At 66.6% G+C, this 25,901-nt stretch carries 25 protein-coding genes; 8 read left to right on the forward strand and 17 right to left on the reverse strand.

The genetic code is table 11. The features are described 5' to 3' along the window. From IAI53_RS18120 to IAI53_RS18130, 3 genes are read right to left on the reverse strand one after another with little or no spacing between them, the layout of a single operon-like run. Nucleotides 1-837: a CbbQ/NirQ/NorQ/GpvN family protein gene (locus tag IAI53_RS18120; protein ID WP_187719630.1), complete on the reverse strand. Its 837-nt coding sequence runs from the start codon at nt 835-837 to the stop codon at nt 1-3. Further along, the gene (locus IAI53_RS18125) at nt 834-1,199 is read right to left on the reverse strand and encodes a ribulose bisphosphate carboxylase small subunit (RefSeq protein ID WP_187719631.1); all 366 of its coding nucleotides are present in this window, start codon (nt 1,197-1,199) and stop codon (nt 834-836) included. The genes IAI53_RS18120 and IAI53_RS18125 overlap by 4 nt, the downstream gene beginning before the upstream one ends. A gap of 39 nt (nt 1,200-1,238) precedes the next feature. Beyond that, on the reverse strand, nt 1,239-2,657 hold the full coding sequence (locus IAI53_RS18130) for a form I ribulose bisphosphate carboxylase large subunit (protein ID WP_187719632.1): 1,419 nt from the start codon (nt 2,655-2,657) through the stop codon (nt 1,239-1,241). A 382-nt stretch (nt 2,658-3,039) separates the two neighbouring features. On the opposite strand from IAI53_RS18130, the gene IAI53_RS18135 reads away from it, so the two are divergent. From IAI53_RS18135 to IAI53_RS18150, 4 genes are all read left to right on the forward strand, one after another. Then, entirely contained in the window at nt 3,040-3,975 is a 936-nt protein-coding gene (locus tag IAI53_RS18135; RefSeq protein WP_187719633.1) for a LysR family transcriptional regulator, read from the forward strand. Between the two features lie 48 nt (nt 3,976-4,023). Beyond that, entirely contained in the window at nt 4,024-4,479 is a 456-nt protein-coding gene (locus tag IAI53_RS18140) for a universal stress protein (protein ID WP_187719634.1), read from the forward strand. A 176-nt stretch (nt 4,480-4,655) separates the two neighbouring features. After that, nucleotides 4,656-5,882, forward strand: a complete 1,227-nt coding sequence (locus tag IAI53_RS18145) for a pyridoxal-phosphate-dependent aminotransferase family protein (RefSeq protein ID WP_187719635.1) — start codon at nt 4,656-4,658, stop codon at nt 5,880-5,882. Between the two features lie 121 nt (nt 5,883-6,003). Then, a complete protein-coding gene (locus IAI53_RS18150) occupies nt 6,004-7,263 on the forward strand; it encodes an Hsp70 family protein (RefSeq protein ID WP_187719636.1) in 1,260 nt (419 codons plus the stop codon). Between the two features lie 105 nt (nt 7,264-7,368). Here the strand turns inward: IAI53_RS18150 and icd are convergent, their stop codons facing one another. Further along, entirely contained in the window at nt 7,369-8,613 is a 1,245-nt protein-coding gene (gene icd, locus IAI53_RS18155; RefSeq protein ID WP_187719637.1) for an NADP-dependent isocitrate dehydrogenase, read from the reverse strand. A gap of 196 nt (nt 8,614-8,809) precedes the next feature. Further along, a complete protein-coding gene (locus tag IAI53_RS18160; protein ID WP_187719638.1) occupies nt 8,810-11,047 on the reverse strand; it encodes an NADP-dependent isocitrate dehydrogenase in 2,238 nt (745 codons plus the stop codon). Nucleotides 11,048-11,539: 492 nt separating this feature from the next. Between IAI53_RS18160 and aceK the strand changes: the two genes are divergently transcribed. Then, nucleotides 11,540-13,315: a bifunctional isocitrate dehydrogenase kinase/phosphatase gene (gene aceK / locus IAI53_RS18165; RefSeq protein WP_187719639.1), complete on the forward strand. Its 1,776-nt coding sequence runs from the start codon at nt 11,540-11,542 to the stop codon at nt 13,313-13,315. 65 nt (nt 13,316-13,380) lie between these two features. On the opposite strand, the gene soxB is transcribed toward aceK, so the two are convergent. The 8 genes from soxB to IAI53_RS18205 form a co-directional block, all read right to left on the reverse strand. Further along, entirely contained in the window at nt 13,381-15,102 is a 1,722-nt protein-coding gene (soxB, locus tag IAI53_RS18170) for a thiosulfohydrolase SoxB (protein WP_187719640.1), read from the reverse strand. 110 nt (nt 15,103-15,212) lie between these two features. After that, nucleotides 15,213-15,827: a sulfur oxidation c-type cytochrome SoxX gene (gene soxX, locus IAI53_RS18175; RefSeq protein WP_187719641.1), complete on the reverse strand. Its 615-nt coding sequence runs from the start codon at nt 15,825-15,827 to the stop codon at nt 15,213-15,215. Between the two features lie 14 nt (nt 15,828-15,841). Continuing rightward, complete coding sequence (gene soxA / locus IAI53_RS18180; protein ID WP_187719642.1) at nt 15,842-16,642, reverse strand: sulfur oxidation c-type cytochrome SoxA; 801 nt, start codon at nt 16,640-16,642, stop codon at nt 15,842-15,844. Between the two features lie 134 nt (nt 16,643-16,776). Next, nucleotides 16,777-17,088 carry a thiosulfate oxidation carrier complex protein SoxZ gene (soxZ, locus tag IAI53_RS18185; RefSeq protein ID WP_187719643.1) on the reverse strand — a complete coding sequence of 104 codons (312 nt, stop codon included), beginning with the start codon at nt 17,086-17,088 and terminating at the stop codon, nt 16,777-16,779. 31 nt (nt 17,089-17,119) lie between these two features. Next, nucleotides 17,120-17,587, reverse strand: coding sequence for a thiosulfate oxidation carrier protein SoxY (soxY, locus tag IAI53_RS18190; protein ID WP_187719644.1), 468 nt, complete (start codon nt 17,585-17,587; stop codon nt 17,120-17,122). A 29-nt stretch (nt 17,588-17,616) separates the two neighbouring features. After that, a complete protein-coding gene (locus IAI53_RS18195; protein ID WP_187719645.1) occupies nt 17,617-18,678 on the reverse strand; it encodes a c-type cytochrome in 1,062 nt (353 codons plus the stop codon). Next, nucleotides 18,662-19,999 carry a sulfite dehydrogenase gene (soxC, locus tag IAI53_RS18200; RefSeq protein ID WP_187719646.1) on the reverse strand — a complete coding sequence of 446 codons (1,338 nt, stop codon included), beginning with the start codon at nt 19,997-19,999 and terminating at the stop codon, nt 18,662-18,664. The genes IAI53_RS18195 and soxC overlap by 17 nt, the downstream gene beginning before the upstream one ends. Before the next feature lie 42 nt (nt 20,000-20,041). Then, nucleotides 20,042-20,398 carry an ArsR/SmtB family transcription factor gene (locus tag IAI53_RS18205; protein WP_187719647.1) on the reverse strand — a complete coding sequence of 119 codons (357 nt, stop codon included), beginning with the start codon at nt 20,396-20,398 and terminating at the stop codon, nt 20,042-20,044. A gap of 243 nt (nt 20,399-20,641) precedes the next feature. Between IAI53_RS18205 and IAI53_RS18210 the strand changes: the two genes are divergently transcribed. Continuing rightward, the gene (locus tag IAI53_RS18210; RefSeq protein ID WP_187719648.1) at nt 20,642-20,941 is read left to right on the forward strand and encodes a c-type cytochrome; all 300 of its coding nucleotides are present in this window, start codon (nt 20,642-20,644) and stop codon (nt 20,939-20,941) included. 19 nt (nt 20,942-20,960) lie between these two features. Then, a complete protein-coding gene (locus IAI53_RS18215) occupies nt 20,961-22,241 on the forward strand; it encodes an FCSD flavin-binding domain-containing protein (protein ID WP_187719649.1) in 1,281 nt (426 codons plus the stop codon). Between the two features lie 84 nt (nt 22,242-22,325). On the opposite strand, the gene IAI53_RS18220 is transcribed toward IAI53_RS18215, so the two are convergent. The 4 genes from IAI53_RS18220 to coaBC form a co-directional block, all read right to left on the reverse strand. Continuing rightward, nucleotides 22,326-22,943, reverse strand: a complete 618-nt coding sequence (locus IAI53_RS18220; protein ID WP_349771950.1) for a c-type cytochrome — start codon at nt 22,941-22,943, stop codon at nt 22,326-22,328. 93 nt (nt 22,944-23,036) lie between these two features. After that, nucleotides 23,037-23,471 (reverse strand): NUDIX hydrolase, encoded by a 435-nt coding sequence (locus IAI53_RS18225; RefSeq protein WP_187719650.1) that lies wholly within the window; start codon nt 23,469-23,471, stop codon nt 23,037-23,039. Beyond that, on the reverse strand, nt 23,471-23,920 hold the full coding sequence (dut, locus tag IAI53_RS18230; RefSeq protein ID WP_187719651.1) for a dUTP diphosphatase: 450 nt from the start codon (nt 23,918-23,920) through the stop codon (nt 23,471-23,473). Before dut ends, IAI53_RS18225 begins: the two co-directional genes overlap by 1 nt. Nucleotide 23,921: 1 nt before the next feature. After that, nucleotides 23,922-25,127, reverse strand: coding sequence for a bifunctional phosphopantothenoylcysteine decarboxylase/phosphopantothenate--cysteine ligase CoaBC (gene coaBC, locus IAI53_RS18235; protein WP_187719652.1), 1,206 nt, complete (start codon nt 25,125-25,127; stop codon nt 23,922-23,924). 51 nt (nt 25,128-25,178) lie between these two features. On the opposite strand from coaBC, the gene radC reads away from it, so the two are divergent. Beyond that, nucleotides 25,179-25,856 (forward strand): RadC family protein, encoded by a 678-nt coding sequence (gene radC / locus IAI53_RS18240; RefSeq protein ID WP_187719653.1) that lies wholly within the window; start codon nt 25,179-25,181, stop codon nt 25,854-25,856. Nucleotides 25,857-25,901 lie beyond the last annotated feature (45 nt).

A 25,901-nucleotide genomic window follows, 5' to 3' on the forward strand; every position in this document is an offset into this window, starting at 1 on the left:
TCAGGCGAAGAAGGTGGCGACCGCGGCGTCCAGCGCTTCGCGCATGTCCGGGTCGTCGGTGAGCGGGCGCACCAGGGCGATGCGGCAGGCCTCGGGCGCCGGGATGCCGCGCGCGATCAGCGTGGCGGCATACACCAGCAGGCGGGTGGAGATGCCCTCGTCCAGCCCGTGGCCCTTGAGGTTGCGCGAGCGCGCGGCCACCTGCACCAGCCGGGCGGCCAGCTCGGCCGGCACGCCGCCTTCGTGGGCCACCACCTCGGCTTCGGCCTCGGCGTCCGGGTAGTCGAAGTCCAGCGCGCCGAAGCGCTGCCGGGTGGAGGGCTTGAGCGCCTTCATCAGCGACTGGTAGCCGGGGTTGTAGGAGATCACCAGCTGGAAGTCCGGGTGCGCCTCGACCAGCTCGCCCTTCTTGTCCAGCGGCAGCACGCGGCGGTGGTCGGTGAGCGGGTGGATGACCACCACCGTGTCCTGGCGCGCCTCGACCACCTCGTCGAGATAGCAGATCGCGCCGATGCGCGCGGCCAGGGTCAGCGGGCCGTCCTGCCAGCGGGTGCCGTCGCGGTCGAGCAGGAAGCGGCCGACCAGATCGGCGGCGGTCATGTCCTCGTTGCAGGCCACGGTCACCAGCGGACGCTCCAGCCGCCAGGCCATGTACTCGACGAAGCGCGACTTGCCGCAGCCGGTGGGGCCCTTGAGCATCATCGGCATGCGCGCGCCCCAGGCGGCCTCGAACTGTTCGACCTCGGCGCCCACCGGGCGGTACCAGGGCTGGGTACGCACCCGGTAGCGCGCGGCCGGGTCGGCGGCCCGGGCGGTGGGCTCGGCCGGCGAGTTCATTGCCCGGCTCCGCCTTCCGGACGGAAGATCAGCATCGCCGTCCCCTGGGTCTGGCGCTGGTTGTCGTAGCCGATCAGCTTGACCAGGTGGCCCGGGTTGGCGTCGCGACAGCACCGGCACTCATGGAGGATGCGGTCGACATCGGTCTCGCCGAACAGCGGCAGCTTCCACATGTACCAGTAGTGCTTCATGGCGTTCTCCGGCTCGCAGTGTTCGACCGCCGGATTCCAGCCGCGCTCGACGATGTAGGCGACCTGCCTGCGCAGCGCCTCCTCGCTCATGGCCGGCAGGTAGGAAAAGGTCTCGAAGCGGCGGCTGGCCGCATCGCCCAGGCGGGAGGGGTAGTCCTGCACTTCGCTCATGGTCGGTCTCCTGATTGTCTTGGGTGTCTGCTTGGGGGATCAGCGGTGGGCCACGTCGAGCTTGTCCACCGTGTCGAACTCGAACTTGATCTCCTTCCAGGTCTCCATGGCGATCTTCAGTTCGGGGCTGGATTCGGCCGCACGCAGCAGCACCTCCTTGCCTTCCTTCTCGAGCTGGCGGCCTTCGTTGCGCGCCTGCACGCAGGCTTCCAGCGCCACCCGGTTGGCCGCCGCGCCGGCGGCGTTGCCCCAGGGGTGGCCGAGCGTGCCGCCGCCGAACTGCAGCACCGAGTCGTCGCCGAAGATGGAGACCAGCGCCGGCATGTGCCACACATGAATGCCGCCCGAGGCCACCGGCAGCACGCCGGGCATCTGCCCCCAGTCCTGGTCGAAGAAGATGCCGCGCGAGCGGTCCTCCTTGGTGTAGCGGTCGCGCATCATGTCGATCCAGCCGATGGTGGCCTCGCGGTCGCCTTCCAGCTTGCCGACCACGGTGCCCGAATGCAGGTGGTCGCCGCCCATCAGGCGCAGCATCTTGGTGAGCACGCGGAAGTTGATGCCGTGGCGCGGATTGCGGTCGATCACCGCGTGCATGGCGCGATGCACGTGCAGCAGCATGCCGTTGTCGCGACACCACTTGGACAGGCTGGTGTGCGCCGCCCAGCCCACGGTGAGGTAGTCGCTCATGATGATCTTCGAGCCGATCTCCTTGGCGAACTCGGCGCGCTTGTAGATCTCCTCCATGGTCGGGCCGGTGACGTTGAGGTAGTGGCCCTTGTGCTCGCCGGTCTCGGCCTCGGCCTTGTCGATGGCCTCCTGGCAGAAGGCGAAGCGGTCGCGCCAGCGCATGAAGGGCTGGGAGTTGACGTTTTCGTCGTCCTTGGTGAAGTCCAGCCCGCCGCGCAGGCATTCGTACACCGCGCGGCCGTAGTTCTTGGCGGAGAGTCCGAGCTTGGGCTTGATGGTGCAGCCCAGCATCGGCCGGCCGTACTTGTTGAGCTTGTCGCGCTCGACCTGGATGCCGTGCGGGGGCCCCGGGCAGGTGGTGACGAACCACAGCGGAAAGCGCACGTCCTCCAGGCGCAGCGCGCGCACCGCCTTGAAGCCGAACACGTTGCCGACCAGCGAGGTGAAGATGTTCACCACCGAACCTTCCTCGAACAGCCCCATCGGGTAGGCGATGAAGGCGTAGAAGGCCTCGTCGTCGCCCGGCACGTCCTCGATCGCGTAGGCGCGGCCCTTGTAGTAGTAGAGATCGGTGAGCAGGTCGGTCCACACCGTGGTCCAGGTGGCGGTGGAGGATTCCGCGGCCACTGCGGCGGCGGCCTCCTCGCGCGGCACGCCGGTCTGCGGCACGATCTTGAACACCGCCAGCACGTCGGACTCCTTCGGCGTGTAGCTCGGCTCCCAGTACATCTCGCGGTATTCCTTGACGCCCGCCTGGTAGGTCTTGGACATGTCTCGCTCCTTAGGTCTGTCGTTTTCGCTCGCCACGGCTGTCGTGGGCTCGGACTTGACTTTAGGGAGGTCGATGGATAAACAACAGTTAATTGTTCAAATGGAAATCATATACTTTCGTCAATGCTCTTGTGCTTTGGGATCCTGGCGTGAGGGCGATTCTGTCCATTGAGATGCTCGGGTTCGAGGTGGCCGTGCGGGGTACGCGGCCGGCGCCTCATGCGTGCCGAAATCGTTGCCGGCCGCGTACCCCGCACGGCTGGAAACGGAGGCGGCCTGTCATCGGGCGTAAACGGAACCGATCCCGCCGTGGGGATGCCTCTTCGCTCCCCGCCCCAGGCCACCCCGAACCATCACGCCTCACCGAATCCGGGAGCGAACCATGATTCACCACTGGACCCTGCAGCAACTGCGCCTGTTCGAAGCGGTGGCGCGCCACCGCAGCTTCACCCGCGCCGCCGAGGAACTGCACCTCAGCCAACCGGCGGTGTCCATCCAGGTCAAACGCCTGGAGGGCAGCATCGGCCTGCCGCTGTTCGAGCAGGTCGGCAAGAAGCTCTTCCTGACCCGCGCCGGCGAGGAAGTATTCGCCGCCGCGGGCGACGTGGTCGGCCGCCTGCGCGCGCTGGCCGGCGCGGTGGCCGACATGAAGGGCAAGGTGGCCGGCCCGCTGAAGGTGGCGGCGGTGTCCTCCACCACCTACTTCATGCCGGACTTCCTCGGCCGCTTCCTGCGCGCCTGGCCCGAGGTACAGCCCCAGCTCACGGTGACCAACCGCGCCAGCGTCATCGAGCGCCTGGCCGCCAACGAGGACGACTTCGTCATCATGGGCCGGGTGCCGGAACAGCTGCCGCTGACCGTGCATCCCTTCCTGGAAAACCCGCTGGTGCCGATCGCCCACCCGGACCACCCGCTGGCGCGCGAATCCGCCATCCCGCTGGCGCGCTTCGCCGCCGAGCGTTTCCTGATGCGCGAGCGCGGCTCGGGCACGCGCGCCGCCACCGAGCGCCTGTTCGCCGGGGCCGGACTGGAAGCGCAGGTGTACATCGAGCTGGGTTCCAGCGAAGCGATCAAGCACGGGGTGATGGCCGGGCTGGGGGTGTCGGTGATGTCGCGCTCGGGGCTGGAGCTGGAATTGGAGACCGGCCGCATCGTACAGTTGCCGGTGGAAGGTTTCCCGCTGGCGCGCATGTGGCATGCGGTGCACCTGGCCGGCAAGCGCCTTAGCCTGACGGCGGCGACCTTCCTCGATTTCCTGCTGCGCGAGGGTGCACAGGGGGCCGGCTTACAGGAAAACGCGGATGCCGGGCACCCCTGAGCAATGCTAGGCTTGCCGCGGAATTTCGTCCCATCTCAAGGAGCAAAGATGTACAAGCACATCCTGGTCGCGGTCGACGACAGCAGGACCTCGAAGAAGGCCCTCGAAGAAGCCATCGCCCTGGCCAAGCTGCACGGCGCGGAGCTGGAGATCGCCCACGCGGTGGACGAATCCCTGCTGCAGACCTTCTCCAACCACGGCGTGGCGCTGGCCGACGCCAAGAAGATGCAGCACGCCCTGCTCGACAGCGGCGAGAGCACGCTGGACGAGGCCGTTCGCGCCGCCGAGGAAGCCGGCCTCAAGCCCCGCCGCCGCTTCCTGGCCTCCGAGGACCTGCACGCCGCCGACCAGATCGCCAAGGCGGTCGCCGACTCCGGCGCCGATCTGCTGATCGTCGGCTCTCACGGCCGCCGCGGCTTCCAGCGCCTGCTGCTGGGCAGCGTGGCCGAGAACCTGGTGCGCAAGGTCGCGGTATCCGTGCTCATCGTGCGCAGCCCGCACTGACAGGCCCGCGAACGGACTGATCGTCGCCGGCAGGAGCGGGCTTGCCCGCGATGCGATCCGCGGAGAACGGTCGACGCATCGCGGCCAAGGCCGCTCCTACGGGCGATTGAACGCTGCGACAGCCGCCGGCCGGCTGCTATGATCCTCAGGAACCCGCGAGAAGTTCAGGAGGAGACATGCACAACACCAGCCCCGCGCCGCTGCCCACCATCGGCGCTTTCCACCCACCCCGCCGCATCCTGCTGGGCCCCGGCCCGTCGGACCTCCATCCGCGCGTGATGGCCGCGCTCGGCCAGACCGTGGTCGGCTATCTCGACCCGGTCTTCGTCGGCATGATGGAGGAACTCAAGTCCCTGCTGCGCTACGCCTTCCAGACCGGCAACCCGCTCACCTTCCCGCTCTCCGGCCCCGGTTCGGTGGGCATGGAAACCTGCTTCGTGAACCTGGTCGAGCCGGGCGACACCGTCATCGTCTGCCGCAACGGCGTGTTCGGCGGACGCATGATCGAGAACGTCGAGCGCTGCGGCGGCACCGCGGTGGTGGTGGAAGAGGAATGGGGCCTGCCGATCGACCCGCAGAAGCTGGAGGACGCGCTGCGCGCGCATCCCGAGGCCCGCGTGGTCGCCTTCGTGCATGCGGAGACTTCCACTGGCGCGCAATCGGACGCCGCCACGCTGTGCGGCATCGCCCGCCGCCACGGCTGCCTGTCCATCGTGGACACCGTCACTTCGCTCGGCGGCACGCCGGTGCTGGTGGACGAATGGGGCGCGGACGCGGTCTATTCCGGCAGCCAGAAGTGCCTGTCGTGCACGCCCGGGCTGTCGCCGGTGACCTTCAGCGCCGCGGCCATCGACAAGGTGCGCGCACGCAAGTCCCGGGTGCAGAGCTGGTTCATGGACCTCAACCTGGTGCTCGACTACTGGGGCGCCACCCAGCGCACCTACCACCACACCGCACCGGGCAACAGCCTGTACGGCCTGCACGAAGCCCTGCGCCTGCTGGCCGAGGAAGGGCTGGAGAACACCTGGACCCGCCACCGCCGCCACCACGCAGCGCTGAAGGCCGGCCTGGAGGCGATGGGGCTGGAGCTGGTCGTGCCGGAGGCCGCCCGCCTGCCGCAGATGAACGCGGTGCGCATCCCCGAGGGCGTGGACGACCTCAACGTGCGCCGCACCCTGCTGCAGGAACACGCGGTGGAGATCGGCGCCGGCCTCGGGCCGCTGGCCGGGAAGATCTGGCGCTTCGGCCTGATGGGCTATTCCTGCCGCGAAGAGAACGTGATGGCCGCGCTGGCCGCGCTGGAACAGGTCCTGCCGGCCGCCGGCCATGCGCTGCGCCCCGGCGAGGCCGTCTCGGCCGCCCACCGCGCCTATGCCGAGCAGCACCTGATCGCCGCAGGCTGAGTCCGCACACACCACCGGGCCGTCTCATGACGGCCCGCCCCCCTTAAGCCTCCGCCTTCCCGCGCTGCAAGCCGCGCGCGCGACAGGACTGCGGCCTCCTTGTTTCACGACTCCTTCGCCCATGCTCACCCCCGCCCGCGCCTGCGCCGTCGACTTCGGCACGTCCAACTCCACCGTCGGCTGGCTGCGCCCGGATGCGCCGGTGCTGCTGGCGCTCGAGGACGGCAAGGTCACGCTGCCGTCCACCGTGTTCTTCAACGCCGACGAGGAGCACACCGTGTTCGGCCGGGCGGCGCTGGCGGAGTACCTGGAGGGCTATGAAGGCCGGCTGATGCGTGCGCTCAAGAGCCTGCTCGGCAGCAGCCTGATGGATGGCCATACCGAAGTAAACGGCCGCGCCCTGCCCTTCCGCGACCTGCTCGCCAGCTTCATCGGCGAACTCAAGCGGCGCGCGGAGGCCCAGGCGGGACGCCGCTTCGAGCATGCGGTGTTCGGCCGCCCGGTGCACTTCGTCGACGACGACCCGACGGCCGACCGGCGTGCCCAGGACACCCTGGAGGCCATCGCGCGCCAGGTCGGTTTCGCCGAGGTGAGCTTCCAGTTCGAACCGATCGGCGCCGCGCTGCACTACGAAGGCTCGCTCGCGACGGAAGAGCTGGTGCTGGTCGCCGACATCGGCGGCGGCACCGCGGACTTCTCGCTGGTCCGCCTCTCGCCCGAACGCGCCGCCCGCGCCGAGCGCGCTGACGACCTGCTCGGCCATGCCGGCATCCATATCGGCGGCACCGACTTCGACCGCGTGCTGAGTCTGGAATGCGTGATGCCCCTGCTCGGCTACCGCGGCCGCATGAAGAACGGCGCGGAACTGCCCTCCAGCATCTTCTTCCAGCTCGCCACCTGGCACACCATCAACTTCGCCTATACCCGCCAGGTCTGGAGCGATTTGCAGCACATCTACCGCGACGCAGCAGCACGCACCGAGCTGGACCGTCTGGGCCGCGTGGTGAGCCGGCGCGAAGGCCACTGGCTGGCCTTGCAGGTGGAAGCCGCCAAGATCGAGCTGTCCAAGGCGCCGAGCGCCACGCTGCAACTGGACCGCCTGGACCACGGGCTCGCCCATGAGGTGACACGCGAGGACTTCGCCCACGCCAGCCGGAACCTGGTCGAACAGGTCGGCCGCTGCGTTGCGGACCTGCTCACCCAAGCCGGGTTGCGCCGCGAGCAGGTGGATACGCTCTACTTCACCGGCGGTGCCAGCGGCGTACCGCAACTGCGCGCGCGGATCGCCGCCGAGCTACCCGCAGCGCGCAGCGTGGAAGGCGACCTCTACGGCAGCATCGGCGCCGGACTGGCGGTCGAGGCCGCGCGCCGCTACGGCTGAGCGGCGGGGCGCTCCCGCCTTCGGCGCGGCCGTCGGCCGCGACGCGGATGAAAAGAAGCCCCCTTGTCGGGGGCTTTGCGCATGGCGTAGTGCCGCCACGCTCGCCTACATGCGCGCGATCATCGCATCGCCAAAGGCCGAGCACGACACCTCGTTGGCACCCTCCATCAGGCGGGCGAAGTCGTAGGTGACCTGCTTGTCGGCAATCGCCGCCTCCATGCCCTTGATCACCAGGTCGGCCGCTTCCTTCCAGCCCAGGTGGCGCAGCATCATCTCGGCCGAGAGGATCAGCGAGCCGGGGTTCACCTTGTCCAGCCCGGCGTACTTGGGTGCGGTGCCGTGGGTGGCCTCGAAGCAGGCGTACTGGTCGGAGATGTTGGCCCCCGGGGCGATGCCGATGCCGCCCACCTGCGCGGCCAGCGCATCGGAAATGTAGTCGCCGTTGAGGTTGAGCGTGGCGATCACGTCGTATTCGGCCGGGCGCAGCAGGATCTGCTGCAGGAAGGCATCCGCAATGGCGTCCTTGACGACGATCTCGCGGCCGGTGTTCGGGTTCTTGAAGCTGCACCACGGGCCGCCGTCGATAGGCTGTGCGCCGAACTCCTCCTGCGCCACCTTGTAGCCGGTGTCGCGGAACAGGCCTTCGGTGAACTTCATGATGTTGCCCTTGTGCACCAGGGTCACCGACTTGCGGTCGTTGTCGATCGCATAGCGGATGGCGGCACGCACGATGCGGCTGGTGCCCTCGATCGACACCGGCTTGATACCGATGCCGGAGGTGTCGGGGAAGCGGATCTTGCGCACGCCCATCTCGTTCTGCAGGAAGCCGATGAGCTTCTTGGCGCCGTCGGACTGCGCCTGCCATTCGATACCGGCGTAGATGTCCTCGGTGTTCTCGCGGAAGATGACCATGTCGGTCAGTTCCGGGTTTTTCAGCGGGCTGGGCACGCCCTTGAAGTAGCGCACCGGGCGCACGCACTGGTAGAGATCCAGTTCCTGGCGCAGGGCGACGTTGAGCGAGCGGATGCCGCCGCCCACTGGGGTGGTCATCGGCCCCTTGATGGAGACCGAGAACTCCTTGAGGGCGTCGAAGGTTTCCTTGGGCAGCCACTCGTCCGGGCCGTAGATGCGGGTGGATTTTTCGCCCGCATAGACCTCCATCCAGTGGATCTTCTTCTTGCCGCCGTAGGCCTTGTCCACTGCGGCGTCGATGACCTTGGTCATCACCGGGGTGATGTCCACGCCGATGCCGTCGCCTTCGATGAACGGGATGATGGGGTTGTCGGGAATCGGCTGGCCCGGGACGATCTTCTGGCCGCCGGCCGGCACGGTGATCTTGGATGCGCTCATACGTACTCCCTCCTGTTTGGCGTGGGTGTGACCGTTGCGCGTTCGAGCCCTTGGCGACGGCCCTGACCGCGCGATGACTGCCCGACGATTATCCATGAAAACGCCGCCTCATCCGAAGGCCCGGCCGCCCCGTGCGGGACGAAAAAAAACGCCGGGGCGAACCCCGGCGTCGGTGCTTGCATGAGCCGGTCGGCGATCAGGCCGCGGCGGACTCGATGACGGCGTTGAAGGTGGCGCTCGGGCGCATCACCGCGGCGCACTTGGCGCTGTCCGGCAGGTAGTAGCCGCCGATGTCGACCGCCTTGCCCTGCACTGCCTTGAGCTCGTCGACGATCTTCTGCTCGTTCTCGGCCAGGGCCTTGGCGAGCGGGGCGAACTTGGCCGCCAGTTCGGCGTCCTCGGTCTGCGCGGCCAGCGCCTGGGCCCAGTACATGGACAGGTAGAACTGGCTGCCGCGGTTGTCCAGCTCGCCGGTGCGGCGCGAGGGCGACTTGTTCTCGTCCAGCAGCTTGCCGGTAGCCTCGTCCAGGGTCTTGGCCAGCAGCTTGGCGCGGGCGTTGTTCTCCTTGATGCCGAGGTCCTCGAAGGACACCGCCAGGGCGAGGAACTCACCCAGCGAATCCCAGCGCAGGTGGTTCTCTTCAACCAGCTGCTGCACGTGCTTGGGCGCGGAGCCGCCGGCACCGGTCTCGTACATGCCGCCGCCGTTCATCAGCGGGACGATGGAGAGCATCTTGGCGCTGGTGCCCAGCTCCATGATGGGGAACAGATCGGTGAGGTAGTCGCGCAGGATGTTGCCGGTCACCGAGATGGTGTCCAGGCCGCGGGCGACGCGCTCCAGGGTGAAGCGCATGGCGCGCACCTGGCTCATGATCTGGATGTCCAGGCCCGAGGTGTCGTGATCCTTGAGGTAGGTCTTCACCTTCTTGATCAGCTCGTTCTCGTGCGGACGATAGGGGTCCAGCCAGAACACCGCCGGCATGCCGGAGTTGCGCGCGCGGGTCACCGCGAGCTTGACCCAGTCACGGATCGGCGCGTCCTTGACCTGGCACATGCGCCAGATGTCGCCGGCTTCCACGTTCTGGCTCAGCAGCACCTCGCCGGTGGCCAGGTCGGTGATGTTGGCCACGCCGTCTTCCGGGATCTCGAAGGTCTTGTCGTGAGAGCCGTACTCTTCGGCCTTCTGCGCCATCAGGCCGACGTTGGGCACGGTGCCCATGGTGCGCGGGTCGAAGTTGCCGTGCCATTTGCAGAAGTTGATCATCTCCTGGTAGATACGGGCGAAGGTCGACTCCGGCATCACCGCCTTGGCGTCGTAGGGCTTGCCGTCGGCGCCCCACATCTTGCCGCCCTGGCGGATCATCGCCGGCATGGAGGCGTCGACGATGATGTCGTTGGGCGAGTGGAAGTTGGTGATGCCCTTGGCGGAGTCCACCATCGCCAGCTCGGGGCGGTGCTCCTGGCAGGCGTGCAGGTCGCGGATGACCTCGTCGCGCACCGACTCCGGCAGGGTCTTGATCTTGTCGTAGAGGTCGACCATGCCGTTATTGACGTTGATGCCCAGCTCGTCGAACAGCTTGCCGTGCTTCTCGAAGGCGTCCTTGTAGTAGATCTTGACGCAGTGGCCGAAGACGATGGGGTGCGAGACCTTCATCATGGTGGCCTTGACGTGCAGCGAGAACAGGATGCCGGCCTGGCGGCAGTCCTCCAGTTCCTTCTCGTAGAACTCGCACAGCGCCTTCTTGCTCATGAACATCGAGTCGATGATCTCGCCGTCCTGCAGCGCGACCTTGGGCTTGAGCACGATGGTCTTGCCGGACTTGGTGATCAGCTCCATCTTCACGTCGCGCGCGCGGTCCAGCGTCATCGACTTCTCGCCGTGGTAGAAGTCGCCGTGGTGCATGTGGGAGACGTGGGTCTGCGACCACTGCTTCCATTCGCCCATCGAATGCGGGTTCTTCTTGGCGTAGTTCTTCACCGCGGCGGGCGCGCGGCGGTCGGAGTTGCCTTCGCGCAGCACCGGGTTCACCGCGGAGCCGAGGCACTTGGCGTAGCGGGCCTTGATGGCCTTCTCTTCGTCGTTCTTCGGGTCTTCCGGGAAATCGGGGATCTTGTAGCCCTTTTCCTGAAGCTCCTTGATGCAGGACTTGAGCTGGGCCACCGAGGCGCTGATGTTGGGCAGCTTGATGATGTTGGCGTCCGGCTCCAGGGTCTTCTTGCCCAGCTCGGCCAGGGTGTTCGGCACCTTCTGCTCGTCGCTCAGGTACTCGGGGAATTCCGCCAGCACGCGGGCAGCGACCGAGATGTCGGCCTCTTCGATGCGGATGCCGGCGGCGCCGGCGAAGCTGCGGACCACCGGCAGGAAGGCCGCAGTGGCCAGCATGGGCGCTTCGTCGGTGATGGTGTAGATGATGGTCGGCTGCTGCGATGACATTGCTTCACTCTCCCTCGTGGTCTTGATAGGGCTGGCCGCTGCGTCAAGGCGCAGCCAGGGTACGACGCGCGGAAGGCAGGGCCGCGCCGGGCGCGTTGAAAGACATTGGGCTCGGCGGATTCACGCCCGGCAGGCACGCCCCCTCGCGCCTGGCCCGGTCTTCCGCGCCGCCACTGCGAACGAGCCCGGGGCACGACCCCGCCGGACACCGCCGCGCGACTCCCAACCGACTTTTCGACCGCCGCATTATAGCGCCGCCGGACGTGTTCATCGATCTTTGTAAAAAGACGTCTCACATCATGAAATAGATAAATGATAGAAGACTGGTAGACATGGTCTTGGCCGCGATGGGGCGGCGTCGGTTCAGGGAAGCGCCGGATCGCGGCCAAGGCCGCTCCTACACCCACGACAAAGACCGGAACGCCCTCTAGCCCTTCCGCCTGGGCCGGTGCGACACTTACGCTCGTCCATCCGACCTGCAGGGAGACAGCAATGGACCCGGTGTCCGGCGAGAATCCGGTTGCCCAGGCAATCGCCCAGGCGCTGATCGAAGGCTTCAACAAGCACTACCGCATCTTCCGCGAGACCAGCCGGCGGGCCAAGGAGAGCTTCGAGGCTGCGGACTGGCAGGGTCAGCTCGATGCGGTGCGCGAGCGCGTGCAGTTCTACGACGAGCGGGTGGACGAGGCGGTCCAGCGCCTGCGCCAGGAGTTCGACGCCGACTCGCTGGACGACGCCACCTGGCAGCAGGTCAAGCTGCACTACATCGGCATGCTGATCCGCCACAAGCAGCCGGAGCTGGCCGAGACCTTCTTCAACTCGGTGTGCTGCAAGATCCTGCACCGCACCTACTACAACAACGACTACATCTTCGCCCGCCCGGCGATCGCCACCGAGTACATCGAGTCCTTCCCGCCGGTGTACAGCAGCTACTACCCGCGCGACGAAGGCCTGCGCGCCACGGTGCGGCGCATCGTCGAGGACTTCGACTGGCAGCGCCCGTTCGAGGACCTCGACCGCGACGTGGACCACCTGCTGCGCGCCACGGTGCACTACCTGGGCGCATGGCCGGCGATGGAGGTGAACTGCCAGATCCAGGTGCTGTACTCGGCCTTCTACCGCAACAAGACCGCCTACATCATCGGCAAGGCGATCAACGGCTACCAGGAGACGCCCTTCGCGCTGGCGGTGCGCCACAACGCCGCGGGGATGCTCTACATCGACACGATCATCCTCGACCCCTGGCGCATCTCGGTGCTGTTCTCGCTGTCGCGCGCCTACTTCCTGGCCGACATGGAAGTGCCCTCGGGCTATGTGCATTTCCTGCGCAGCATCATGCCCAACAAGCCGCGCAGCGAGCTCTACACCATGCTGGGGCTGGGCAAGCAGGGCAAGACCATGTTCTTCCGCGACCTCGTCGCCCACCTGCGCCATTCCAACGACCGCTTCATCGTCGCGCCAGGCATCCGGGGCATGGTGATGCTGGTGTTCACCCTGCCGTCCTATCCCTACGTGTTCAAGATCATCAAGGACGTGTTCGGCAGCTCGAAGAACATGGACCGCGCCACGGTCAAGCGCAAGTACCTGATGGTCAAGCAGGTGGACCGCGTGGGCCGCATGGCGGACACCCTGGAGTACTCCAACGCCGCGCTGCCGCTCGCGCGTTTCGACCCGGAACTTCTCAAGGAACTGGCGCAGCAGGCGCCCTCCTCCTTCGAGGTCGAGGGCGACTCGGTGATCATCAAGCACCTCTACATCGAGCGCCGCATGACGCCGCTCAACATCTACCTGGAGAAGGCCACCGACGACGAGGTGGAGCACGCGGTGCGCGAGTACGGCAACGCGATCCGCGAACTGGCGATCGCCAACATCTTCCCCGGCGACATGCTGTGGAAGAACTTCGGCGTCACGCGCTACGGCCGGGTGGTGTTCTACGACTACGACGAGATCGAGTTCATGACCGACATGAACTTCCGCCGCATTCCGCCCGCGCCCTACCCGGAGATGGAGCTCTCTGGCGAGCCCTGGTATTCCGCCAGCCCGATGGACGTGTTCCCCGAGGAGTTCGCCACCTTCCTGCTGGGCTCGCCGCGGGTGCGCAAGGCCTTCCTCAAGCACCACCGCGACCTGCTGGAGCCGGGCTTCTGGCAGCAGGCGCAGGAGACGATCCGCAGTGGCTACGTCGAGGACTTCTTCCCCTATCCGCAGGAGATCCGTTTCCGCGAGCTGTTCGGCGAAGCCGGCAGCGCCTGCCCGGTCACGCCCTGACGCCACCAGGGGCCGAAGCAAACGGGGCGCCCGCAGGCGCCCCGTTCATGTGCCATGTGCCGGACTCAGGCAATGCCCGGATTGCCGTCCATGCCGACCAGCTTGGGCATGTTGGGGGTGATCTGGCGCACCACCTTCTGCCCGCGCAGGTAGCGCGCCACCACGTCCCACACCGCCGGACCGGAGTCGCGCGCCTCTTCGGACACCGGCGCCCAGCCGGCCACCTTGTAGACCTTGTTGGCCTCGATGCGCTTGCCGTGGAGCATCATGTTGTCCACCCGCTTGCCCATCGCCGCGGTCGGGTTGAAGCTGTACTGCATGCCGCCCACGCGCACCATGTCGCCGCCCTGCTGGTAGTAGGGGTCCGGGTTGAACAGGTTGTCGGCGACGTCCTCCAGGATGGTCTTGATGGTCTCGCCGCTCATCTCGGTGAGCGTGGTCCACGGATAGGTGATCGCGGTCTGGTCCAGCAGGTGCTCCATCGTGATGGTGTCGCCCGGCAGGATGGTGGTGCCCCAGCGGAAGCCGGGCGAGAAGGCGATGTCGGCATCCATCTCGGCGATCAGCGCATCGACGATGAGCTGGTCCCAGGAGCCGTTGAAGTTGCCGCGGCGGTAGAGCAGGCCTTCTGACACCGCCAGCTTCTCGGACAGCTTCTCGATGAAGGGCGCGCGCACCTTGTCGATGAAGGCGGCCATCCCGGCGTCGGCCGGCAGCAGGTTGGCGAACACCGGCAGCAGCTTGTAGCGGAAGTCGACCACCTTGCCGTTCTTGACGTCGAAGTCCATCACGCCGAGGAACTTGCCGTTGGAGCCGGCGTTGGTCACCAGGGTCTTGCCGCCGGGGTTCTGCACCACGGTGGGCGCCGGCATGCCGTCGTGGGTATGGCCGCCGAAGATGGCGTCGATGCCGGTCACCCGGCTGGCCATCTTGAGGTCAACGTCCATGCCGTTGTGCGACAGCACCACCACCACCTGGGCGCCCTCGGCGCGCGCGGCATCGACCGCCTGCTGCATCTCGTCGTCGCGGATGCCGAAGCTCCAGTCCGGCGTCTGCCAGCGCGGGTTGGCGATCGGCGTGTACGGGAAGGCCTGGCCGACGATGGCCACCGGCACCCCGTTGATGTTCTTGATCACGTAGGGCTTGAAGACCGGGTCCTCGAAGTCGGTGGTCTTCACGTTCTGCGCGACGATGTCGATCTGCCCGGCGAAGTCCTTCTCCTCGATCTCCTTCACCCGGTCGGCGCCGTAGGTCGATTCCCAGTGCAGGGTCATCACGTCCACCCCCAGCAGCTTGCAGGCGTCGACCATGTCCTGCGCGTTGGTCCACAGCGCGGTGCCAGAACCCTGCCAGGTGTCGCCGCCGTCGAGCAGCAGCGCCCCGGGGCGGCTGGCCTTCATCTTCTTGACCAGGGTGGACAGGTGCGCGAAGCCGCCGACCTTGCCGTAGGTCTTCGCCGCTTCGGTGAAGTTCAGGTAGCTGAAGGCGTGCGCCTCGATGCTGCCCGGCTGCAGGCCGAAGTGCTTGAGCAGGCGCTCGCCCACCAGGTGCGGGGCATTGCCCAGCATGTCGCCGATGCCGAGGTTCACGCTGGGCTCGCGGAAGTAGATCGGCAGCAACTGCGCATGGCAGTCGGTCATGTGCAGCAGGCTGACGTTGCCGAAGGGCGGCAGATCGTACATGGCCTCGGCGGCCTTGGCGGCACGGGCGAAATCGGTATGCAGCGTCATCCCGCCAGCCGCAGCCACGGCGAGGACCTGCATGAACTCACGACGATTCATCGACATGGTGAGACCTTCCAGATGACTGTTTTAAAAGGAACTTTACGTACAGCGCAGAAAAATGCGGGCAAAAAAGGGGCCCGCGGCCTGCGCCACGGGCCCTTGCCCAGACCGCCTTACTTGCTCTTGGGCGGCTGATTGACCGGAGATTCGGGGTCGAACAGATAGGCCATCACATGGCGGATCTGCTCCTCGGTCAGGATCTTGCCGTAGCCGTTGCGCGGCATGTCGCTGCACGCGTTGTAGGCCTTGGCGTTCCACAGCTTGCCCCAGGTGTACTTGACCACTTCCTCGGACCTGCCGCGCAGCGTGGCGTAACCCACCAGGCTGGGCCCGATGGTGCCGGCGGAGACCTCGTTCGGGTCCATCGCATGGCAGTTGTAGCAGCCGCCGCCATTGACGAAATCGGCCGGGTCGCGCCAGGTCAGGCCACGGCCGCTGATCGCGATCTTGGCGCCCTGCTTCCAGTCACCGCCGGTGTAGTTGCCGTCGGACGGCCACTGGATGGTCTTCAGCTGCGCCTCTTCGAGGCGTTTCATGGTGGCGGCGTCGGGTTGCGTCGGGCTCGAGCAGGCCTTCTGCACCTCGTCCTGAACCTGGCGGTCCAGGGTGGCGATGCCGGTGGCCTTGAACGAGGTCTTCATCATCTCGGCGACCTGGGCGTCCAGGTCGGCGGCCGCAACCGCACCGGCGAACAGCGCCAGGGGCGCCAGCAACAGAGTCTTCTTCATGTTCCGTCTCCCCTTCAGCGCTTCACACCGGGCCACACCGCTTCATGCCCATTGCCCTTGCCCGCCATGAACACGGACAGCGCGATGGTCACGTCGGACGCGAAGATCGGCTCCGCGGTGCGCTGCTGGCGGAAGCAGTCCCACAGGCGATGCTGCATGGTCCAAAACTGCGAGTTGGACACCCGGTAGGCCGGCCACGAACCCCAGCCCTCGGCCGCGCCCTTGGCAGTGGTGATGTTGGGCAGCGAGGTGGCACGGATGCGCTTGCCATCCTGGCTGTGGCAGGACGAACAGGCAAAGTCCATGGCGCCGGTGCGGTAGAAGAAGGCCTTCTCGCCCAGGGCGTACATTTCCTTCATCTTCGGGTGCGACAGGTCGACCTGGATCGGTTTGCCCTTGGACTGGCCGACGACGTAGGCGACCAGGGCCGCCACCTTGGCGCGCTCGCCCTTGCCGAACGAGCCCTTGACGATCTCCGCGGGGTCGATGCCCTGCTGGTTCTCCATGCAGGTCATCAGGCGGGATTCGAGGTCCTGCACCTTGCCGGTATCGGCAAAGAAGCGCGGCAGCTGCGCCGCGGCACCTTCGACCACACCGGGGCCGAGGCCGAGGTCGCATTTCTCGAGCGTGGCGTTCTTGGGACCGCGGGCGGTCTTCCACAACTCCTCGCCCTCCATCTCGTAGAGCTCCGCCGGGTTGCCGTCGGCAAGCATCTGGCGGTACTCGTCGAAATTGAGGTCCTGCGCGGTAGCGGCCGTCGGCACTGCGACCACCGCGGACGCGCACAGCGCTGCCGCAATCAGTTTCCTTTTCATTGTCTCTCCTCCAGGAGCGGGGCGGGATTGCCCGGTTTGCCCCGGCGAAACTGCCGCCGGGACGGGTGTTGCCTGTCTTGTTGTTGTGTGGCCGAGGCACAGGGCGGCGGCCATGCGGCCGCCGCCATACGCCGTCAGCTCACCTGGACTTCGTCGGTACGGCTTTCACCCTTGTTGTCCACCCAGCTCACGACAACCTTGTCGCCCTTGGCGCCGCCCTGGAACTTGAACGCCAGGTAGGGGTTGGTGGACACCGAGGGGCCGAACTGGGCGCTGAGCACGACCTTGTCGTTGTGCTTGGCGGTCAGCTCGGTGATGTGGTGGGCCGGGATCGGATTGCCGGAAGAATCCTTCCGCTGGCCGGTTTCCATCGGGTGCGACATCAGCACACGGACTTCGGTCACGCCTTCCTTGGCGGCGGCGCGAATACGCATCGGACTTGCCATTGATCTATCTCCTGTATCCGGTTGTTGCCGCTCAGCCGCCGCAGCCGCCGAGGGTGACCTTGACTTCCTTCTTGGTCATGTAGAACTTGCCGTCGGCCTTGACCACCGCGAACACGTCCGAGGTCTGGCCCATCTTGATGCGGGTCTGCACGTCGGCCACGGTACCTGCCGGGATCTCGAAGGACGCGGCCAGCATGGCCGGGTTCTTCTCGACCATGATGGCCACGTACTCGGTGTTGGGCAGGTTGCTGACCACGCCCACCGGCACCACGGCGCCGTTCTCGGCGATGTCCGGTGCGGTGATCTGCACGTCGGCGCTGTCGGCCGGCTTGCCGGCGCCGATCGCACCCAGCGCCGACTCCATGTTCTTGGCGTCGAAGGCAGCCTTGTTCCAGGCCGCCTGCGCCATCCCCGGAGTGATCAGACCGGCCGCGGCCAGCAGACCGAACACGCCCAGACCGCCACCGGCCTTGAGGGCATCCCTGCGTTGATTGTTCATCCCGTCTCTCCTTCTGTTAGAAGTGTTGCTTACTGCGCTTTCGCGCCAGACAAAATCCACTGGACGAGCTGTTCGATCTCGTCGTCCTTCACGTGGCTGTTCGGGGGCATGGGGATCGCACCCCAGGTGCCATGCCCACCGTTCTTGACCTTGCCGGACAGCATCCGCACCGCTTCCGCCTGACCCTTGTACTTGGCGGCGATCTCGTTGTAGCCCGGACCGACGATCTTGTTGGCCACGCCGTGACAGGCCATGCAGCCCTTCTCGGTGGCCAGGGCCAGCATCGGGTCACCACCGGCCGCAGCGCCCTGCTCGGCCGACGGAGCGCCGGTCTGCACGCCGCGCACGCCGCCCACCGGGCGGTTCTGCTCGGCCAGGTTGCCGTGTGCATCCTGCGCATGCTCGGGCAGCGCGGAGGCCAGCACGACTTCCTTCTTGCAGTCCTTCATGCACGCGGTGGCCTTCACGTCGGGCTTGCCGCCGTTGCCGATGCCACCCTTGCGCTCGGACGCGCCCGGCCACATGCCGTGGTCGGTGGTCATGCCGTTGCGGTTGGGCATGCGTTCCTGCACCTCGCGGATGGTGTCCTGATTGAGTTCGTAGTCCGCCGGAATGACCTCCGCAAGGTTCAGCAGGAAGGCCACCAGGGAGTATACGTCGTCGGGCGACAAGGACTTCGGCGCGGTCCACGGCATCGCACGGTGGATATAGTCCCACAGCGTGGAGACGGTGGGCACCTTCATCAGCGTGGTGCGCTGGGGGAAGCTGTTGTTGGTCAGCGCCGCGACCCGGCCGGTTTCGATGTCCTTCAGCGAGGTGCCGCCCACCAGCGGGGTGAACACCTCGTTCGATTCGGCGAAGAAGCCGTGGCAGGACGCGCACTGCGTCTCCCAGATCTCCATGCCGCGGTCGGCATTGCCGGAGCCTTTCGGCAGACCGGCGAAATCCGGCCGCACGTCGATGTCCCAGGCCTGGACCTCGGCCGCGGTCGCCGGACGGCCGATGCCCTGGTAACGATCGAAGGCCAGCGCGGAGCCCGTGGCACCCACGGCCAGCGCCAGCGCGATCAGCGTCTTAGAGAACCTGGACATTGCTCACCTCTCCCGATTCGACCACCTTCCACGACTGGATGGCATTGTTGTGATAGATCGACTTGGTGCCGCGCACCGCGCGCAGCTGGCCGTAGGACGGCTGCACGTAGCCGGTTTCATCCACCGCGCGCGACTGCAGGATGGCGGGCTTGCCGTCCCACACCCAGTCGATGTTGAAGCGGGTGAGCGCCTTGGACAGCACCGGCGTCTCCAGCCGTGCGGTGCGCCAGTTGACGCCGCCGTCGGTGGATACGTCCACGCGGGTGATCTTGCCGCGGCCCGACCAGGCCAGGCCCGAGACGTTGTAGAAGCCCTTGTCGAGGAGCAGCTGTCCGCCCGACGGGGTGGTGATCACCGACTTGCATTCCTGGATCGAGGAATACTGGCGATGCAGGCCGTCCGGCATCAGGTCGATGTAGTGCACCGCCTCGTCCTTGGTCGCCCAGGGCTTGTCGCCCACCTCGATGCGGCGCAGCCACTTGACCCAGCTCACGCCCTGCACGCCCGGCACCACCAGGCGCAGCGGGTAGCCGTTCTCCGGACGCAGCATCTCGCCGTTCATGCCGTAGGCCACCAGCACCTCGCCCGACTCCACCATCTCCATCGGAATGGTGCGGGTCATCGAGGAACCGTCCGCGCCTTCGGCGAGGATGAAGCGGCCCTTCTTGTAGTCGGCGCCGCACATGTCGAGGATGGCCTTCAGCGGCACGCCGGTGAACTCGGAACAGGACAGCATGCCGTGGGAGTACTGCACGGTGGGCACCGCCACGTTGCCCCACTCCATGCCGGTGTTGGCGCCGCACTCGATGAAGTGGATGCGCGACACCGAGGGCAGACGCATGATGTCGTCCATGGTGAACACCGCGTTGGTCTTCACCAGGCCGTTGATCATCAGCCGGTGCTTGTTGGGGTCCACATCGACCCAGCCCTGGTGGTGGCGCTCGAAGTGCAGGCCGGACGGGGTGATGATGCCGAACAGACCCTGCAACGGGGTGAAGGCCACCGAGGAGCCGGACACGCGGGTCAGACCCGGGCTCTCGCGGCGTACCAGGTTCTTCTCGTACATCGACGGCATGCCGTACGGATTCGCGGCCACCGGCTTGCCGAGCATCTTGGACCACGGCGGCAGTTCCAGGATGGCCGGATCGCCGGCCGACTGGGCATTGGCCACCGCCGGCGCCGCCACGGCCGCACCGGCCGCCACGAACGCCTTGCGAAGAAAATCGCGCCTGCCTTCCTTGACCGACTGGATATCCTCGTCGGACAGGAAATTCTCCGGCGCAGGCTTGATCCGGCCGAGCCGGACATCATCGAGTGCCATGCGAACGCTCCCCCTAGGTGCTTTGTATGTACTGCGGCTTGCTTACTGGCCGGAACCGAGATCCTGCTCCAGGCGGAGCAAGGACTCGCGGCGCGGCGAACTGGTGTCGGTGCGCGCAGCGATGCTCACGCAGACGGTACGGCACAGATCGGTAAAATTCGGATCGACGATGCGGTAGAAGACCTGGCTGCCCTCGCGCCGCCGGTCGACGACGCCCGCGCGATAGAGCAGGTTCAAGTGACGGGAGGCGTTGGCCTGGGTCAGGCCGACCGCCTCCACCACCTCGTTCACCGCCAGCTCACCGCCGCACAGGCAGTGCAGGATTTTCAGGCGGGTCGGCTCGGCGAGCAGGCCGAAGTACTCGGCAACGCTCTCGAAAACCTTGTTCAGCTCGTCCATCGCCGCCCCGAAAATCAGCTTATGATTTCACAACTGTATAACCATGCACTCATATGGTCAACAGCTAATATTGCTGCGCCGCGTCATGTTTCGCGGTGCTTGCAATGACCTAGGTCAAGTTTATTGCCCTCTTTTCATCGTGGGATATACTGCCCCGGCGCGATGCCAGTGGCACAGCCCGATAGCGGCGAGATCATCGCCACGGCAAACGATGCAAATCGAATAATGGAGAGGAGGAAAGTCGTGAAGCTGAAACTCGCACTGGCCACCGTTTGCGTTCTCGGCGCAAGCGGCCTGGCACACGCCCAGGATCCCAATCTCGCCCGCAACCTTGCGGCCACCTGTGCCAACTGCCACGGCACCAACGGCAAGAGCGTCGGCGGCATGGACAGCCTGGCCGGCGAACCCCGGGACAAGCTGATGCAGAAGCTGATGGACTTCAGGAGCGGCGAGAAGCCCGCGTCCATCATGCATCAGATCGCCAAGGGGTACACCGACGAACAGCTCGGGCTGATCGTCGATTACTTCGCCGCGCAGAAATAAGAACAGGGGAGGAAGAACAATGCTGAACAGACGCGATTTCATCAAGTCGCTGGGCGCCGTTGCGGCCGGCACTTCGGTTGTCGGCGGCCTGGCGGGCTGCGCCGGCATGGGCGGCGGCAAGGGTGGCCACGTGGTGGTCATCGGCGGCGGCTACGGCGGCGCCACGGTGGCCAAGTACCTGCGCATGTGGAGCAAGGGCAACGTTGCCGTGACCCTGGTCGAGCGCAACCCGGAATTCATCTCCTGCCCGATCTCCAACCTGGTCATCGGCGGCGTGAAGACCATGTCGGACATCACCGTCAGCTACGACGGGCTGAAGTCCACCTGGGGCGTCAAGGTCATCAAGGACGAGGTCGTCGGCCTCGACCCCGCCAAGCGCGAAGTGCGCCTGGCCCAGGGCGGCACGCTCAGCTACGACCGCGTGGTGCTCTCCCCGGGCGTCGACTTCATGTACGACGAGATCGGCGGGCTCGCCGGCAATACCGAACTGATCCCGCACGCCTGGAAGGCCGGCGCGCAGACCGTGCTGCTGCGCAAGCAACTCGAGTCGATGAAGGACGGCGGCGTGTACGCCATCCAGATCCCCAAGGCGCCGTACCGCTGCCCGCCCGGGCCGTATGAACGCGCCTGCCTGGTGGCCAACTACTTCAAGACCGCCAAGCCCAAGTCCAAGGTCCTCATCCTCGACGCCAACGGCGACATCCAGTCCAAGAAGGGGCTGTTCCTGCGCGCTTTCAACGGTGCCTACAAGGACATCATCGAGTACCGCCCGAACAGCACGATCCTGGAGGTGGACGCGAAGAACCGCGTGGCCAAGCTCGAGTTCTCCGACGTCAAGGCCGACGTGCTCAACGTGATCCCGCCGATGCGTGCCGGCGACATCGCCACCAAGGCGGGCCTGCCGCTGATCAACGACCGCTGGGTGGACGTCGACTGGCTCACCATGGAAGCCAAGGGCGTGCCGGGGGTTCATGTGCTGGGCGACGCCATCTTCCCGGCGCCGACCATGCCCAAGTCCGGGCACATGGCCAACCAGCACGCCAAGCTCGCCGCGGCAGCCGTCCTCAACCTGCTCGAAGGCAAGGCGCCGAGCCCCACCCCGGTGGTGATGAACACCTGCTACAGCTTCGTCGACAGCAAGAACGTCATCCACGTGGCCTCGGTGCACCAGTACGATGCCGAGAAGAAGACCTTCCTGCCGGTCAGCGGCGCGGGCGGCGTATCGGTGGCCGCGAGCGAACTCGAAGGCAAGTACGCGCTGGGCTGGGCGAAGAACATCTGGGCCGACATGCTCGCCTGACGGCGTGCAGCGCCGGATGTAAGAACGGGGCCGCAAGGCCCCGTTTTCTTTGCTGGCGGCGCTCGGCCGCCTTCGACGAACGCGTCAGTCCAGCGTGCTGATGTAGAGCGCCACCGCCTTGATCTCCAGCTCGGTGAGCTTGGAGGCGATCGAATGCATCACCGCGTTGTCGTTGGTACGCTCGCGCTTGTTGAACGACGCCAGCTGGCTTTCGGTGTACTTGCGCCCCTGCCCCGCCAGCCGCGGCAGCTGCGGCGAACCCAGCCCGCGGTCGCCGTGACAGGATGCACAGGCTGCCACGCCAGAGTATTCGTTGCCGCGGTGGAAGATGAATTCGCCCACCGCCGCAAGCTGCTTGTCGGTGGCGGGTCGCGCCTCGGTCGGCTTCTTCTCGAAGAACACGCCCAGCGCCACCATCTCTTCGGAGGTCAGCCCTTCGACCATGCTCACCATGGTGTCGCTCTTGCGGCGCCCGGCCTGGAAGTCGGCCAGCTGCTTGGCGATGTACTGGTAGTGCTGGCCCGCGAGCCGCGGATAGAGCGCGGTCGAACTCTCGCCCTCGGCCCCATGGCACAGGAAGCAGCGCCCCATGACGATTTCCTCGGCACGCGCCAGATCGACATCCGGGTAATCCTCGGCCGCCGCCGCGAGCGGGAGCATCGCCATCGCCAGTCCCGCCAGCTTGAACTTGATTCCTTTCACGTCCCCTCTCCTCTTCTTGCCTATAACCTTGCCGTGAGCAAGGGCAAAGAGATTATCAGAATCCGTTAATACGCTGAACACCGGCGGGCTGGATCACCAGCCCAGCTCCAGGACCCAGGGGCCGTCCCCCGCCTCGAGCGCACGAAGGACATAGGGCACCGAATCCGCAGGCAGCGCATCGCGGGGAAACCAGTCGAGCCGGTCGCACTTGTGGGGTTCGCAGATCCGCGGCTCGCCCGACCAGCGCGTCGCCGCCAGGAAGAAGTCGATGCGGTTCGAGTCGGACAGCCGATGCACCACGCCGAGCGTGCGCAAGGCGTCGGGATCGAGCGCCAGGCCAATCTCCTCGCCCATCTCGCGCACCGCGGTGGCGCGGATCGATTCGCCGGGCTCCACATGACCGCCCGGCAGACTGAACAGGCCGTCGAAGAAGCCCGTCCCCGCGCGACGCATCATCAGCACCCGGCCGTCACGCTCCAGCACCACGTGCACCCCGACCGGGATGCCGGCATGCCGCCCTGCCGCCATCAGTGCTTGCCGGTGCTGCCGAAGCCGTTGCCGCCGCGCTCGCTGCGCGCGAAATCATCGACCACGTTGAAGCCGACCTGCAGCACCGGCACCACCACCAGCTGCGCGATGCGCTCCATCGGCTGGATGGTGAAGGTCTCCCGTCCGCGATTCCACACCGAGACGAAGATCTGTCCCTGGTAGTCGGAATCGATCAAGCCGACCAGGTTGCCGAGCACGATGCCGTGCTTGTGGCCGAGACCCGAGCGCGGCAGGATCATCGCCGCCAGACCCGGATCGGCCAGGTGGATGGCCAGGCCGCTGGGCACCAGCGCGGTCTCGCCCGGGTGCAGGGTCAGCGGCACCTCCACGCAGGCCCGCAGGTCCAGGCCGGCCGCTCCCGGCGTCGCATAAGCCGGCGCATGGCTGCGCAGGCGCGGGTCGATGAGCTTGACGTCGATCTTGTGCATCCTATTCCTCCCGTTTCGCGCCATCGACCAGCAAGTCCGCCAGGTGATCGACGATGCGCTTGGCCAGTTCCGTCTTCGACGCCCGACCGAGCGGATAGCGGCCGTTGTCGTCGTACAGCACCACTTCGTTGTCGTCGCCGCCCAGTCCGTCCTGCACCAGGTTGCCGACCAGCAGCGGCACGCGCTTGGCAGCGCGCTTGGCGGCGGCATAGGCATCGAGCTCGCGACTCTCGGCAGCGAAACCCACGCAGAACGGCGGCTGCGGCAGCGCGGCCACTTCGGCAAGGATGTCCGGATTGGGCGTCAGCACCAGCTGCATCGTGTCGCCCGACTTCTTGATCTTGTGCTCGGCCGTCTGCGCAGGGCGGTAGTCGGCCACCGCCGCGACGCCGATGAACACCGTCGCGCCCGGCACTTCGGCCAGCACGGCATCGCGCATCTGCAGCGCGCTCTGCACCGCCACGCGGCGTACGCCCGGCGGTACCGGCAGCGACACCGGGCCGCTCACCAGCACCACCTCGGCCCCGGCACGGGCACAGGCGCGGGCCAGCGCGTAGCCCATCTTGCCGGAACTGGCGTTGGTGATGCCGCGCACCGGATCGATCGGCTCGAAAGTCGGCCCCGCGGTCATCACCACCTTGCACCCGGCGAGCAACTTGGGCTGGAAGTGCGCGACCACCGATTCGAGCAGATCCTCGGGTTCCAGCATGCGTCCCGGGCCGGTCTCGCCACAGGCCTGGTCGCCCTCGTCGGGGCCGAACACCGCCACGCCGTCGGCCCGCAGCTGCGCCACGTTGCGCTGCGTGGCGGGGTTCTCCCACATCTGCCGGTTCATGGCCGGCGCCACCATCAGCGGACACTCGCGCGCCAGACACAGCGTGGACAGCAGATCGTCCGCGAAACCATGCACCAGCTTGGCGATGGTATCCGCCGAGGCCGGCGCGATCAGGATGCCGTCGGCGCCGCGGGTCAGGTCGATATGCGCCATGTTGTTGCCCATGCGCCCGTCCCACAAGTCGGTCCACACCGTTCGCCCGGACAGGGCCTGGAAAGTCACCGGCGTGACGAAGCGCGTGCCGGCTTCGGTCATGACCACGTGAACCTCGGCGCCCGCCTTGACCAGCAGGCGGGTCAGTTCCGCCGCCTTGTAGGCCGCAACCCCTCCGGTTACCCCGAGTACGAGCTTCCTGCCCTTGAGTTCATTCATGACATTAGGGTACAACTGCAAATTCAACGGATTCCGGCAATCAGGTCAAGCATGGCGATCACCGACTGGCCCGCGGACGAGCGCCCGCGGGAAAAACTGCTCGCCCGCGGCGCGCAGGTACTGAGCGATGCCGAGCTGCTGGCGCTGTTCCTGCGCGTCGGCGTACGCGGCCGCAGCGCGGTGGACCTCGGTCGCAACCTGCTCGGCCACTTCGGCTCCCTGAACCGGTTGTGCAACGCCCCAGCCGCCGAGTTCGCGCGCATTCCCGGCATGGGGCTCGCGAAGTATGCCCAACTGCAGGCAGTGATGGAACTGGCGCGACGCGCACTGGCCGAGGAAATGGCCGAGCGGGACGTGCTGGACAACCCGGAAGCGGTCCGCAACTGGCTGCGCCTCCGCCTGGGCAGCCTCCCCCACGAAGTGTTCACCATCCTGCTGCTCGACGCGCGCAACCGTCTGGTCGATGCGGTCGAACTGTTTCGCGGCACGCTCACGCAGACCAGCGTCTACCCCCGGGAGGTGGTCAAGCTCGCCTTGGCGCACAACGCCGCGGCGGTCATCCTCGCCCACAATCACCCGTCGGGGGCCTGCGAGCCGAGCCAGGCGGACGAACTGCTGACCCGCAACCTGAAGCAGGCGCTTGCACTGGTGGACGTACGCGTTCTCGACCATTTCGTGGTCACCGCCCATGGCCGGCCACTGTCCTTCGCCGAACGAGGACTGCTGTAGCCCCTCGCAGCCGGGCCGTTTCCAAGAGTTTTCTCCCGAAGGACT

Origin of the sequence: Thauera sedimentorum, assembly GCF_014489115.1 — a bacterium.
GTDB classification, from domain to species: Bacteria; Pseudomonadota; Gammaproteobacteria; order Burkholderiales; family Rhodocyclaceae; genus Pseudothauera; species Pseudothauera sedimentorum.